Below are 12,073 nucleotides of genomic sequence, written 5' to 3'. Positions count from 1 at the left end.
GATGGACGCCGCGCGGGGGGGACGGGGGGCCTCTTGATGACGACACTGGATGACCTCACGACCTGCGCCGGGATGGCGCTGGCGCCACCTTCCTCGACGGGGGCCTGCCTCATCCTCATCAGCACGACGACGCCGGCCGCCATCGGCAAGGCGTACCGGCTGGAGCTGGGGGAGCACATCATCGGCCGGGGCTCCGAGGCCACGGTGCGCATCGACGACCACGGCGTCTCGCGCAAGCATGCCCTCATCATCCGCTCGCCCGATGGGGGCTGCCACGTCACGGATTTGGAGTCGACCAACGGCACGCTGCTCAACGGCACGCCCATCGCCACGGCGGAGCTCCAAGAGGGCGACCGGCTCCAGATTGGCACCGTCACGGTGTTCCGCTTCTCCAAGCGGGAGCTGCTGGAGCAGCGCGAGGAGCAGCTCAGGCAGGCACTGTCCGCCGCGCGCGTGGGCATCTGGGATTGGAACGCGCAGAGCGGACGGGTGACGTGGAGCGAGCACGTGGACCGGCTCCTCGGACTGCCCGTGGGCAAGCTGTCCGGTCGGGCCATGGAGCTGGAGGAGGTGGTGCACCCCGCGGACCTGCCGCGCGTGCGCGAGTCCCTCTCCACCGCGTTGGAGAAGAAGACGCAGGTGGACGTGGATTACCGCATCGAGCCGCAGGGCAGCGGGTGGCGCTGGATTTCCTGCAAGGGTGACGTGCTGTGCGACGCGTCCGGCATGCCCGCACGGGTGACGGGCACGGTGATGGACATCACCGCGCGCAAGCAGGCCGAGCAGGAGCTGAACCGCCAGGCGCTCATCTTCGAGAGCATCTACGACGGCGTGGTGATTACGGATTTGGGCGGCGGCATCATCGACTGGAACGCCAGCGCGGAGCGGATGTTCGGCCGCAACAAGTCGGAGGCCATGGGGCAGACGCTCTTCCGCGTGCTGCATCCGGACGAGCCGGACCGGCTCACCGGCATGGTGCTGGCGGCGCTGGAGAAGCAGGGGCGGTGGACGGGGGAGCTGGAGTTCAAGCGGCGCGACGGCACCACGTGCTGGTGCGAGTCCGTGGTCGTCCCGCTGCGCGACAGCGAGGGGCGCACGATTGCCAACATCATGGTCCACCGCGACACGTCGGAGCGAAAGCAGCTCCAGGCGCACCTCGTCGTGGCGGACCGGTTGGCGTCGGTGGGCACCTTGGGCGCGGGCGTGGCGCACGAAATCAACAACCCGCTGGCCTACATGCTCGTCAACCTGCACCTGGTGCGCGAGGGATTGGAGCGGATGGAGAGCCAGGTGCCCGCGGCGGCCATCGCCTCGCTCCAGCAGTTGGTGCGAGAGACGACGGAGGGCGCCGAGCGCATCGCCACCATCGTCCGAGACCTGAAGGTCTTCGCGCGGGGCGAGCAGGAGGTGCGGCTGATGCCGGTGGACGTGCGCCGCGCGGTGGAGCTGGCGTGCAAGATGGCGGACAACGTCATCCGCCACCGCGCGCGGCTGGTGACGGAGTTCGAGCCGGTGGCCCCGGTGGAGGCCAGCGAGTCGCGGCTGTGCCAGGTGTTCCTCAACCTGCTGCTCAACGCGGCGCAGGCGATTCCGGAGGACCGCTCGCCCGAGCACGAGCACGAAATCCGCGTCGTCATCCGCGCGGGAGACCGTGGCCGGGTGCTGGTGGAGGTGCGCGACACGGGCATGGGCATGTCGCCCGAGGTCATGGACCGCATCTTCGACCCGTTCTTCACCACCAAGCCGGTGGGCGTGGGCACGGGGCTGGGGTTGTCCATCTGCCACGGCATCATCGAGTCCATGGGTGGCTCCATCCACGCGGAGAGCGAGCCGGGCAAGGGGAGCACCTTCCGCGTGGTGCTGCGCGCGGCGACGCGGGAGCTGGAGGTATTGCCCCGGCTGACGGCGGTGGTGGCCGTCAACGCGCGGGCGCGCATCCTCGTCGTGGACGATGAGCCGAACGTGACGCTGGCGCTCCAGCGCTCGCTGGCGTCGGACCACGAGGTCGCCACGGCGAACAGCGCGCAGGCGGCGCTGCGACTGCTCAATGACGGCAGCCGCTTCGACCTCATCCTCTGCGACGTGATGATGCCGGGGATGACGGGCATGGACCTGTACCACGAGCTGGGACGCATCGTTCCGGACCAGGCGGGCCGCATGGTGTTCATGACGGGCGGCGCCTTCACCCCGCGCACGGTGTCCTTCCTGCGCGAGGTTCCCAATCTGAAGATTTCGAAGCCGCTGGACCTCACGCAGCTCCGCGAGCTGGTGGGACGTTCGGCGGAGGCGGGAAGATGAGCAGTCCCCCGAAAGCCCTCGTGTCCTCCACCCCCGTCGTCCCCGAGTCCGCCAGCGACGCCCGCCTGTCGGTGGTTCCCGAGTCCGCGCCGTCCCCCGTCCGCGAGCGTCGGGAGTGGTCGGTGCGCGCGCTGGGGATGGGGCTCGTCGTCGGTGCGCTCCTGGCCGTCACCAACGTGTCCATGGGGTTGAAGCTGGGCTGGTGGGAGAGCGGCTCCGTCACGGCGGCGGTGCTGGGCTTCGGTGGCCTGGCGGCGGTGTCGCGCAGGCGCGGCTCGCCGTACACGCCGCTGGAGAACAACCTCACGCAGGTGGCGGCGGTGTCGGTGGGGGCCATGCCGGCGGCGGCGGGGCTCTTGGGACCCTTGCCCGCGCTGATGTTGATGGGGTTGGACCTGCCCGGCGTGGGGGTGGCGGTGTGGAGCGTGGCGCTGGGCGTGCTCGGCGTGCTGGCCGCGCACCTCTTGCGGCGCCGGCTGCTGGAGGAGGAGGCGCTGGCCTTCCCCACGGGAATCACCACGGCGGAGCTCATCACCGCGATGCACGCCTCGGAGCCCGAGGAGAATCGCGGGCGCGGCGTGTGGCTCGCGGTGGCGGCGGTGGTGTCCACGGCAATCACCGTGGTGCGGGACGTGCTCCAGAAGCTGCCGGGCATGGTGGCGGCGCCGGGCTCGGTGGGAGGCGTTTCGACGGCGTCGCTGACGTGGGGGCTGGCGGCGAGCCCCATGCTGCTGGCCGTGGGGATGATGGCGGGGCTGCACCTGGGCCTGAGCATGCTGGTGGGAGCGCTCGTGGGCTGGGGCGCACTGGCGCCGTGGCTCTTGAGCACGGGCGCGGTGAAGGAGGCGACCTACGACTCGCTCCTGAACTGGCTCACGTGGCCCGGCGTGGGGCTCTTGGTGGGCTCGGCGGTGGTGTCGCTCGCGGCGCAGGCGCGTGACTTCTGGGGCGCGGCGAAGGACGTGGGCTCACTGAAGTGGAGTGGCGTGCTTCCCCGGTGGGCGTGGCTGTGTGGCGGCGCGGCGGGCGTGTTGACGTTGGCGTTGGGCGTGGGCCTGTTCGGGATGAGCGTGCCGCAGGTGCTGCTGGCGCTGGTGGTGCTGCTGCCCTTGTGCGCGGTGTGCGCGCGGGGCGCGGGGCAGGTGGATGTCTCGCCGGTGACGCAGGTGGGGCAGCTCTCCCAGGTGGCGGCGGGTGTGCTGCTGCCTGGCGCGGTGGCGCCCAACATCGCGGTGGGTGGCGTGGTGTCCGGCGCGGCGGCCCAGACGGGCGTGAGCATGTGGGCGCTCAAGGCGGGGCACCTCCTGGGGGCCTCGCCAGGGCGGATGCTCGGGGCACAGTTGGTGGGGGTGCTCGCGGGCTCGCTGGTGAGCGTGCCGGCGTACCTGCTGCTGACGCGGGCGTATGGGCTGGGCTCGGAGGCGCTGCCGGCGCCGTTCTCCCATCAGTTCCGCGCGGTGGCGGAGCTGGCGGTGAAGGGGCTCTCGGGCCTGCCGCCGAACGCGGCGCTGGCGGGCGGCGTGGCGGCGGTCGTGGGCGCGCTCTTGACGGTGCTTTCGCGGGGTGGGGCGGCGCGGTGGATGCCTTCACCGGTGGCGATGGGGATTGGCTTCATCCTGCCCGCCTACTTCGCGGTGACGCTGTGCCTGGGCGGCGCGCTGGCGGCGGTGGCGCGGTGGCGCTGGCCTCAGGCGACGGTGCGCAACGTGCCCGCGCTGGCGGCGGGGGCGATTGCCGCGGAGTCGCTCGTGGGCGTGCTCATCGGTGCGTTGAAACTTCTGGGCTTCATGGCGTAGCACCCGACGGCTTCACACTGGAGGGACGCTCTCCCGTGCGCGCTCCAGCGAGCGGCGGATGCGCGCCTCCATGAGGTTGGGCAGTCGCGAGGCGAGCTGGAGCGCGTCCGTCAGGATGCGGATGGCCTCCTCGCGCTCACCCCGGCGCAGCGCCGCCAGCCCCATCATCTCCAGCACCTCGAGCGGCTCCTGCTCCACGGAGACCTGGGCGGACCACTCCTTCAGCGTGTTCCATGCCTCCGCCGTGGCGTCGCGCGTGGCCAGCTCCACCATGGCGAAGAGCACCTCCTCCGAAGGGCTCAGCTCCACGCCGTTGCGGCCCTCCGCCAACACCTGCCGCACCTGCGCGAGCAGCTCGCGGGCCCGCGCCTGTCGCCCGAGCCACGCCATGGTGCGCGCCTGGAGCAGCAGGGCCCACGGACGGGGCGCCACCTCCGGGTGCCTGCGCTCCAGCGCAATCGCCCGGGTGATGTGCGGCGTGGCCGCGTCGACGTCTCCAGCCTGGTAGTGCAGTTCGCCCAGGTTGTGCTCGGCGAAGTACTCCCAGCCCACCATGCCCAGCTCGCGTCCCAGGTGCATGAAGCGCTCCTGGTCCTTCAGCGCGTTGGCCAAATCCCGCCGGGCCACCCACAGGTTGCGGCGGTTGTTGATGGCGCTGCCCAGGTGGAACAAGTCGCCCCGCTCCGAGCACGCGGCGATGACCTCCGTCAGCACGCGGTCCGTCTCGTCGATGTCCCCCAGGTTGGGGAGCATCACCGCGAGCAGGAGCTGGGACACCACCTGCGTCTCGTAGCCCGCGTCACCCAGGCGCCGGGCAATCTCCGCCGCCGCCTCCAGGGGCTCGCGGGCCTCCTGCCACTCGCCCTTGCGGAACAGCGCGCGGCCCACCGCGAGCAGCAGGCGCCCCTGCACATAGGCGGAGCCCACGCGGGCCGACATCGCCTGGGCCTCCAGCGCGCGGGCCTCGCTGGCGGGATAGTCATTCACCCAGTCCAGGGCCATGGCCTCGTCCAGCAGCAGCTCCACCTCCGTGCGCGTGTCGCCCAGCCGGCGCGCCCGCTCCCGGGCGGCGGCGAAGTCCGCCAGCGAGTCGTCATACCTGCCGATGCGGATGCGCATCAGCCCCCGTCCTCGCAGCGAGGTGAGGCAGCGCAGCTCGTCGGAGCTGTCCAGCAGCTCCAGCGCGCGCGTGTACATGGCCTCCGCGTCGAGGAACGCGTGGCGTCCGCGCGCGGACTCGGCCAGGTCGATGGAGAGCGCGGCGGCCTCGTCGCGCAGGTCCGCGGCGGCGGCGTGCAGCGCCAGACGGGGCAGCCGCTGGCGCTCGCTGGCGCCCGTGGGGCCCAGGAAGTAACGGTACGCGGCGAGGTGGATGCGCTCGCGCTCGGCGGCGGGAAGCGTGGCGGCGACCGCGTCGCGCAGGAGCTCGTTGCGGAAGCTCAGGCCCTCCAGCCGGTGCGACACCAAGAGGCCGGAGTCGAGCAACCTGCGCGTCGCATGGCCCGCGTCCAGCGGGAAGCCTCCGGCGGCGCCGTCTCGCTCCAGCTCCCGCACCACGCCCTCCGCCGTGGCGGCGGTGAAGTCCGTCCCCAAGAGGGCGCACAGCCGGGCGTGCGCGGCCAGCGTCGGCGGCAGCGCCCCCAGCTCGCGGTCCGCCAGCCACTCCACCAGCCGCAGCTCGGGCACCTTCTCCACGCCGTCGGTGACGAGGTACCAACTGCCACCCGGGGCGCGCTGGCGGACGAGCCCCTGGCGCTTGAGGCCGCGCACCAGCTCCACCATGTAGAGCGGCACGTGCTGGGCGCGCTCGACGATGCGCTCCACCGCCTGCGCCGGCACGTTCTCCACCGGCTTGAGGAGCATGCGGCACAGCTCCTGCGCCTGCTCCGCGCCCAGCGCGCGCAGGGACACCGTGGACTGCCGCGCCGCGCGAGCACCCCACAAGGGGCGACTCTTCTCGAACCCCGGGCGCGCGAGCACGCACACCCAGATGGGCACGCTCGCCTCGGCGAGGCACGCGTACTCCAGCGCGTCCAGCGCCGTCTCCTCGGCGAAGTGCGCGTCGTCGATGACCAGGCACAGCGGGCGCTCGCGGGCGGTGGTGGCCAGCAGCTCTCCGGTGGCGCGCATGGCCAGGGAGCGCAGCGCGCCCGGCGCGGCCGCCCAGCTCTGCAGCTCCGGCCCGCCCGGCGCGTACCAGCCCAGCGTCGCGGCCACGCCCGGCCACAGCTCCGAGCCCAGCGTGGGGCCCAGCCGCTGCATGATGGCCGCGCGGCCCTGCTCCTCCGTGTCCGTGTTCTCGCTCTCGAAGGCGTTGAGGGCGCAGCGCAGGAGCGTGCGCAGCGTCCCGTCCGGGTCGCCCTGCACGGGCTCGCGCGAGCGCGTGGTGTAGATGCGAGTCAGTGGCAACTGCATCTGGAGTTCACGCGCGAGCGCGGCGGCGAGGTGGCTCTTGCCCAGTCCTCGTTCGCCCAGGACGGTGACCAGGGTGGGGGTCGCCTCGCCCGCGGCCGCGCGGGCGCTGTCCACCAACGAGGCCAGCTCCGCCTCGCGGCCCACCAGCACCTCGCTGCCCAATTGGAGCACGGTGATGTCGGGACGCGGCGCGGCGCCCGGAGACGCGGGGCGCAGGAGGCCAGGGTGGCCCGGCACCTCGGTGCATGGCACCTCTGGTACGGCCTCCGCGGCGGCCGGGGACAGCAGCAGGCCATGGGTCTCCGGCCCGGTGGGGTAGCGGTCCGCGCGAGAGAGGATGGCGCCCAGGTAGCGCGGAGTGCCGGTGGGGCGGCGCTGCACGGTGACGGCGGACACATCGACGAGGGCGCTCGCGGCGAGTCCCCGGTCGGCCAGTCCCTCGGCGGCGCGCATGGCCCGGCGCACGGGGTTCTCTCCCACGTCCGGGTCGAACACGGCGGCGATGCGCGGCCCATCCGTGAAGGCCAGGTGCCCACCGTAGGAGGCGAGCCCCTTCTGCAGGCTGACGGGGTTGGCGCGGGACGTCAGGAAGAGCACGGCGACGGAGCGGCGCACCTGCGCGGGGCGGGGCTCTCCGGGCGCGGCGGGCCTGGGCGTGATGGGCTCGGACGGCCGGTGCGCATGGGTGAAGGCCTCGCGCAGCGCGGTGGCCAGCGCGGCGGCGTCCTCGGGGCGGCGCGCGCGCTCCTTGGCCAGACAGCGCAGCACGACTTCCTCCAGCGCGGGAGGCACGGGCGCGAAGTCGGAGGGGGGAGGCGGGCGCAGGGCCAGGTGCGCCTGGAGCACTTCTGGCGTGGGGCCGAAGAAGGGCGGCCGGCCGGTGAGCATCTCGTAGAGCAGCACGCCCAGCGCGTACACGTCCGTGCGCGCGTCCACGTCCGAGTTGCCCGCGCACTGCTCCGGCGCCATGTACTCCGCGGTGCCGGCGAAGGCCGACGAGTCGCTCGTCGTCGCGCCCTCGCCGGGCAGGGCGGAGCCCTCCTGGAGTGAGGTGCCGCGCACCAGGCCGAAGTCGAAGACGCGCACCTGCCCGCCGCCGTCCTCGTTGAGGAAGAGGTGCTCGGGCTTCAAGTCACAGTGGGCGAGCCCCCGCGCATGCACCAGGGCCACGGTGTCCGCCACCGAGAGCGCCAGGGAGGCCAGCTCCTGGGCCGGCACGGGCCCCGCGGCGCGCGCCAGTCGCTCCGCCAGGGTGGGCAGCGGGACGTGCTCCATGACGAGGAAGCGGATGCCTCCGGAGAGCACGCCCACCTCGTACAGCGCGGGCACGGTGGGCGGCCCCAGCGTGCGCAGCGCCTCCGACTCCCGGACGAGCTGCGCGCGCGCCAGGGCATTGCCGGTGCGGGCCAGCTTGATGGCCACGCGCTGCTGGTCCGTCTCGCGCCGGGCGCCCAGGAGCACGCCGAAGCCGCCGCGCGCCAGCACCCCCTCCACGCGATAGCCGGGGATGAGGAGCGGGGCTGGCTCGACGACGGACGTCGCACGTCCCGCGCCCTCGGCGGGTGAGCTTGGCGGGCATGGCGCGTGGGAGCCTTCCCAACGCCGCCCACATGTCTGGCAGCGCGGCACGCGGCAACTCTACGCCAAATGCAATGGGGATTCAGGACACCCCTCGGTTACCCCGGGGGTCGGTCGCGCATCACCCGGACTCCAGGGCCTCTTGCTCATGCGAACGCATGTTCATTGCCCCGCTCCGGGCGCGATGCTGTCATGCCCGCTTCCATCGAGAGAGGTCCCATTCATGAGCCTGGCGAAGAAGCTGAACTTGAAGGAGGGCGTGAAGGCCCGGGTCATCGGCAAGCCGAAGGGGGTCGACCTGGACGATGTCGCGACGACGTCCTCCGTGAAGGCGGAGGCGCTGTTGCTCTTCGTGACGCGGATGGAGGACGTGGACACGAAGTCCGCGCCCGTCATCGCCGCCGCGAAGGAGGACCGAGTCACGTGGGTGGCCTACCCGAAGGCGGGGCAGCTCGACACGGACCTCAACCGGGACATCCTCGCCCGGCGTCTGGAGAAGGAGGGCATCCAGACCGTGCGGCAGGTGGCCATCGACTCCGTCTGGAGCGCGCTGCGCTTCCGCCCGGGGCCGTGAGCGCCTGTCGCCGACGTGTCGGAATCTCGCCGTGACGACAGGTTGCTTCCAGTGCTTCTACGGGCGGTGTGGTTGACTGGCCGCTCATCTCGCTGCTGGAGGTTGGCATGCCCTACGTCGACGGATTCGTCTTGCCGCTGCCCACGAAGAACCTCGCCGCCTACCGCAAGATTGCTCGCAAGGCCGGCAAGATCTGGCGTGAGCACGGCGCGCTCCAGTACACCGAATGTGTCGCGGATGATATCGCCGAAGGCCCGCTCGCCCTGTTCGCCAGGAGCGTGAAGCGCAAGGAGGGCGAGACGGTGGTGTTCTCCTTCATCGTCTACAAGACGAAGGCCGACCGCAATCGCATCAACAAGCTGGTCATGGCGGACCCTCGCCTGAGCGACATGACGCAAATGCCCTTCGACATGAAGCGGATGATGTACGGCGGCTTCAAGCCCATCGTCTCGCTGTAGCAAACCTCAGCGGCGTCCGGCGGGTGGGAGGGAAGGCCCGCCGGACACCGTGAGGGACTACGGAATCTCCAGGGCGCGAAGCACCGTGGAGTCCGAGTCCGGGGCTCGCACGCGCAACAGGAGCGCGGCGCCCGACTTCGCGGAGGTCAAGGTGTTGAACGCGTCGGACGCGTTGGACACCTTGCCGTCACCGACCTGCGTCAACACCATGCCGGGCATTAGTCCCGCGCGCTCCGCGGGGCTGCCAGGCTCCACCTCCATGATTTGAGCGCCGCCGCCCTCCGCGTCTCGCAGGCTGATGCCCAGCTTGCGCGTGGCCGGCGCGGAGGCGTTGCGCGGCGTGATTTCCTCTTCGCCGCGCTGGGCCGGACGCGTGCCGAGCGTCACGTCCAGCGTCATGGGCTTGCCGCCGCGCACCAGCTCCACCTTCACGCGGCTGTCGGGCTTGAGCAGCGCCACCGCGCGGGTGAGCGTGCCGGCGGAATCCACCGCGCGGCCTCCGACGGAGGTGATGATGTCCTCTTCCTTGAGGCCCGCGCGGTCTCCGGGGCCTCCTCGGCTGATGTTGGCCACGACGGCGCCCTTGTTGGCGTCGACCTTGAGGGCGCGCGCCAGCTCCGGCGTGAGGTCCTGGATGGCCAGGCCCAGGTAGCCACGGCGCACCGCGCCCGTCTCCTGGAGCTGCGGTAGCAGCGCGCGGATGAGGTTGCTGGGCACCGCGAAGCCGATGCCACTGGCGCCGCCGATGATGGCGGTGTTCATGCCGACGACTTCGCCCTTCATGTTGAAGAGCGGCCCACCGGAGTTGCCGGGGTTGATGGCGGCGTCGGTCTGGAGGAAGTCGTCGTACGGGCCGGAGTGGATGTCGCGAGCGCGCGCGGAGAGGATGCCGGCGCTGACGCTGGAGTCCAGGCCGAACGGGTTGCCGATGGCCATCACCGCGTCGCCCACGCGCACCGCGTCCGAGTCACCCAGCGGCACGAAGGGCAGGTTGTTCGGCGCGCCCTTGAGCTTGAGCAGCGCGACGTCGGTGAGCGGGTCTCTCCCGAGCACCTCCGCGTCGAACGAGCGGCCATCCTCCAGTTTCACGCGCACCGTGTCCGCGCCTTCCACCACATGGTTGTTGGTGAGGACGGTGCCCGTCGCGTCGATGACGAAGCCCGAGCCCAGGCCCTGGCGCGGCTGCGGGTTGCCCTGCATGCCCGGCGGCATCATTCCGAAGCGCTCGGCCATGCCCGGCGGAAGGCCCTGCATGCCGGACATGCGCTTGGGGCGGGCCTGCACCTCCACATAGACGACGGAGCCCTTCACTGAATCGACCAGCGGCGCCAGCGAGGTGACAACGGTCGCGGGGTTGAAGCGCGCGGGCTGCACGGGCGCGCCGGAGGGCGTCGCGGCGGCGGCCATCGTCGTGGCGGCGACGGTGGCCGTGGCTTGAGAGGAATTGGAAGAACCCAGGGCCTGGGCTTGTCCGCACGCGAAGCCCAGCGTCGCGGCGGGCAGGAGGGCCAGGGCACCGAGGAAACGGCGAGAGGGGAGCGAGCAGGCCATCGTTCGTTCTCCGTGAGGCCGGAGTCAGTCCGGTCAGGAAAGAGTGTTTGAGAATCGGTTCAGATGTGGGGAGGACGCGGAATGGCTCCCCCTGGAGGTGGAAAGGTCTGCCGCTGGTCGTCCCCCGACTCCCGACGGCTGCCATTGCTCGGGGCTCGTTCCGCGAGTCCCCACATCCGAACCGATGCCAGACCCTTTTGCACGTGCCGGGCCAGGGCTTCGCGCGGGGTGCTCTCCTCTGAGCGTGGGGGCAGCGGGGCAAGAAGCTCGGGGCAAAGTGCCCCGCTCGGGGCAAATGTCCCCGGGGCGAAGTGCCTCCTTCCGCAGGGGAATGAAGTGGCACGTCGAATGCTCTGCCCGGGCTCGCTCGTCACATTCCGTACTTCCACGAGGAAGGCGGGAGGGCGGGCAGCCCACCACGCTGGAAGGAGTCGAACTTGATGGGGCCAGACGAAGAGCAGGAGCAGTCGGGAGCGCGGCCGTGGCCGCTCCCGGATGCCGAGCGAGGGCAGCGTCCGCGAGTCCTCGTCGCGGAGGACCAGCCGGAGATGCGCGCGTTGTTGCGCAGGGCGCTCCAGCGCCAGGGCTATGAGGTGGTGGAAGCCGCGGATGGTCCGGGCCTGGTGCAGGTCATCATCGACGGCTTGCTGGCGGACCAGACGCTGGTGCCGGACCTCATCATCACCGACGTGCGCATGCCTGGGTACTCGGGGCTGGAGGTGGTGGCGCGGCTGCGGCGCGAGGGTTGGACGACGCCGGTCATCCTCATCACCGCGTTTGGAGATGCGCAGGTGCATCGCGACGCGGAGTTGTTGGGCGCGGCGCGGGTGTTGGACAAGCCCTTCGCGATGGAGGATTTGTGCGCCACGGCGGAGGCGCTCGTCCCGCCGGTCCGCTGAGCCCCTGCCTGCTCGACGCGGGCGGGGACGGAGGCAGGTGCGCACTGTCGGAGGGTGCTCTCTCCGACCCGGTTGAGGCGAGCGCTCCTCGCCCTGCTTCCCCTGGTGCTGCTGACGTTGGCCTTCCTCGTGATGCGCCACGAGCTGCGCGAGCTGAATGTGGAGTCCGTGGCCCGCGGGCTGGCGTCGATTCCACGCGGGCGCATCGCATTGGCGGTGGTGTGCGCGGCGTGCAACTACCTGGCGTTGACGCTCTATGACGTGCTGGCGCTGAGGCACCTGGGGCGCAAGCTGCCGTATCGGCAGGTGGGCTTCACGTCCTTCGTGGGGTACGCGTTCGGACACAACATCGGCATGTCGTTCCTCACGGGGGGCGGCGTGCGCTACCGGCTGTATTCGGCGCGAGGACTGACGGCGCTGGACGTGGCGCAGGTGGGGACGTTCAACGCGCTGACATTCTGGGCGGGGCTCTTGGCGGTGGCGGGCGTGGCGCTGGTGGTGGAC

Annotated in this window: 8 protein-coding genes; 6 read left to right on the top strand and 2 right to left on the bottom strand. The window is 71.5% G+C overall.

Annotated features, from left to right (window positions below; all coding sequences use genetic code 11):
* Window positions 1–36: 36 nt before the first annotated feature.
* Window positions 37–2,298 (top strand): PAS domain S-box protein, encoded by a 2,262-nt coding sequence (locus HUW62_RS41155; protein WP_176437541.1) that lies wholly within the window; start codon window positions 37–39, stop codon window positions 2,296–2,298.
* Window positions 2,295–4,094: an OPT family oligopeptide transporter gene (locus tag HUW62_RS41150; protein WP_163869513.1), complete on the top strand. Its 1,800-nt coding sequence runs from the start codon at window positions 2,295–2,297 to the stop codon at window positions 4,092–4,094. Before HUW62_RS41155 ends, HUW62_RS41150 begins: the two co-directional genes overlap by 4 nt.
* Before the next feature lie 12 nt (window positions 4,095–4,106).
* Here the strand turns inward: HUW62_RS41150 and HUW62_RS41145 are convergent, their stop codons facing one another.
* Window positions 4,107–8,138 (bottom strand): serine/threonine-protein kinase PknK, encoded by a 4,032-nt coding sequence (locus HUW62_RS41145; RefSeq protein ID WP_163869512.1) that lies wholly within the window; start codon window positions 8,136–8,138, stop codon window positions 4,107–4,109.
* Window positions 8,139–8,310: 172 nt separating this feature from the next.
* Between HUW62_RS41145 and HUW62_RS41140 the strand changes: the two genes are divergently transcribed.
* Both HUW62_RS41140 and HUW62_RS41135 read left to right on the top strand, forming a co-directional pair.
* The gene (locus HUW62_RS41140; RefSeq protein WP_163869511.1) at window positions 8,311–8,661 is read left to right on the top strand and encodes a hypothetical protein; all 351 of its coding nucleotides are present in this window, start codon (window positions 8,311–8,313) and stop codon (window positions 8,659–8,661) included.
* Window positions 8,662–8,768: 107 nt separating this feature from the next.
* Complete coding sequence (locus HUW62_RS41135; protein WP_163869510.1) at window positions 8,769–9,119, top strand: DUF1428 domain-containing protein; 351 nt, start codon at window positions 8,769–8,771, stop codon at window positions 9,117–9,119.
* A 57-nt stretch (window positions 9,120–9,176) separates the two neighbouring features.
* Here HUW62_RS41135 and HUW62_RS41130 read toward each other — a convergent pair whose 3' ends face one another.
* A complete protein-coding gene (locus HUW62_RS41130; RefSeq protein ID WP_163869509.1) occupies window positions 9,177–10,670 on the bottom strand; it encodes a Do family serine endopeptidase in 1,494 nt (497 codons plus the stop codon).
* Between the two features lie 440 nt (window positions 10,671–11,110).
* On the opposite strand from HUW62_RS41130, the gene HUW62_RS41125 reads away from it, so the two are divergent.
* Window positions 11,111–11,569 (top strand): response regulator transcription factor, encoded by a 459-nt coding sequence (locus HUW62_RS41125; RefSeq protein WP_163869508.1) that lies wholly within the window; start codon window positions 11,111–11,113, stop codon window positions 11,567–11,569.
* Window positions 11,570–11,623: 54 nt separating this feature from the next.
* On the top strand, window positions 11,624–12,073 hold a 450-nt coding region (locus HUW62_RS41120), incomplete at its 3' end, for a YbhN family protein (RefSeq protein ID WP_176437540.1).

The organism is Myxococcus sp. AM011, from assembly GCF_013372595.1.
In the GTDB taxonomy this organism is placed as follows: domain Bacteria; phylum Myxococcota; class Myxococcia; order Myxococcales; family Myxococcaceae; genus Myxococcus; species Myxococcus eversor.
This window is presented reverse-complemented; position numbering and strand designations above follow the sequence as displayed.

Excerpts from the sequence above, each read along its gene's own strand:
- HUW62_RS41150 (WP_163869513.1), top strand. The coding sequence starts at position 2,295 with ATGAGCAGTCCCCCGAAAGCCCTCGTGTCCTCCACCCCCGTCGTCCCC.
- HUW62_RS41155 (WP_176437541.1), top strand. The coding sequence starts at position 37 with ATGACGACACTGGATGACCTCACGACCTGCGCCGGGATGGCGCTGGCG.
- HUW62_RS41130 (WP_163869509.1), bottom strand. The coding sequence starts at position 10,670 with ATGGCCTGCTCGCTCCCCTCTCGCCGTTTCCTCGGTGCCCTGGCCCTC.
- HUW62_RS41135 (WP_163869510.1), top strand. The coding sequence starts at position 8,769 with ATGCCCTACGTCGACGGATTCGTCTTGCCGCTGCCCACGAAGAACCTC.
- HUW62_RS41125 (WP_163869508.1), top strand. The coding sequence starts at position 11,111 with ATGGGGCCAGACGAAGAGCAGGAGCAGTCGGGAGCGCGGCCGTGGCCG.
- HUW62_RS41140 (WP_163869511.1), top strand. The coding sequence starts at position 8,311 with ATGAGCCTGGCGAAGAAGCTGAACTTGAAGGAGGGCGTGAAGGCCCGG.